At 67.5% G+C, this 1302-nt stretch carries 1 protein-coding gene; it reads right to left on the reverse strand.

The genetic code is table 11. The features are described 5' to 3' along the window. Window positions 1-33: 33 nt before the first annotated feature. On the reverse strand, window positions 34-1257 hold the full coding sequence (locus MZC64_RS47460; protein WP_308301150.1) for an IS30 family transposase: 1224 nt from the start codon (window positions 1255-1257) through the stop codon (window positions 34-36). Window positions 1258-1302: the final 45 nt, after the last annotated feature.

The raw sequence follows: 1302 nt of genomic DNA on the forward strand, positions 1-1302 counted from the left end.
GGCGGTTTCTAGTGGTGGTTGCATCGTGGTGGGCTAGCGATGCTTGGTGAGCAGGGTGTGCATGCGTTGGGCTGGACTGTCCCAGCCCAACGTCATACGTGGTCTCCGGTTGAGTCGTTGCGCGATCAGGGCGAGGTCCTCGGCGGTGTGCACCGACAGGTCGGTGCCCTTGGGAAAATACTGGCGGAGCAGGCCGTTGGTGTTCTCATTGGATCCGCGCTGCCAGGGACTGCCCGGATCACAGAAGTAGACCGGGATGTCACTGGCCAGGGTGAACTCGTGATGCCGGGCCATTTCCGCGCCTTGGTCCCAGGTCAGTGACTGGGTCAGCTGCGCGGGCAGGGTGGCCATCACCGTGAGCAGGGCATCACGCACTGAGATTGCGTCCCGCCCCTGGGGCAGGTGGGCCAGCAGAATGTAGCGGGTGTGCCGCTCGACCAGGGTCGCGATCGCCGAGGCAGAGTTTTTGCCCAGGATCAGATCGCCTTCCCAGTGCCCTGGCACCGCCCGGTCCTCGATGTCGGCGGGCCGGTCGCTGATCATGACCATGTCGGTGAAGCGGGGTGTGCGCCCGGTGCTGTGGGGGCGGCGCCGGGCGCGGCCGGTGCGCAAGGCCCGGGTGAGTTCACGGCGAAGCTCGCCCCGGCCCTGGCAGTAGAGGGCCTGGTAGAGGGTTTCGTGGCACACCTGCATCTCCGGCCGGTCGGGGAAGTCTCGGTGGAGAGTCTGGCTGATCTGTTGCGGGCTCCACTGCTCATCGAGTCCGGCCTGGATGAGGGCACGGAGTTCGGGATGGGTGGCGATCTTTCCGGGTTTGGGGCGGGGCAGGCGTTGCAGGGCGCGGTCATGGGCCCGGTAGGGCTGGTAGTTGTGGGTGTGGGGGTCGCGGTTGCGGGTGATCTCCCGGGTGATGGTTGTCCGGTGCCGTCCCAGTGTGGTGGCGATCTGGGGGCTGGGGGTGTCCTGGCGGAGCAGATCGGCGATGTGGAGGCGTTCGGGCAGGGTCAGATACCGGCTGGGGCCATCGGGGTTCGTGGCTGGGGGTGTGGGGTCGGGGACCGGGGGCAGGGCCGGCCGGCCGCAGGAGGGGCTGCGGCCGTTGCGCCAGCGGTTGCCGGTGCTGGGATGGATGCCGATGTGGTGGCAGGCCTGCCGGTTGCTGTGCCCGAGGTTCACCAGCCGGAAGTATTCAGCACGTTCGGCCAGTAGCGGGGCACAGCCGTGAGGTGTGCGGTCGGGGCGGATCGGGAAGGTCATCGTGCTTCCTGACCTCAGACGATGCAACGACCCCTAGAAACCACC

It is taken from the genome of Crossiella sp. S99.2, from assembly GCF_023094165.1.
Lineage (GTDB): Bacteria > Actinomycetota > Actinomycetes > Mycobacteriales > Pseudonocardiaceae > Crossiella.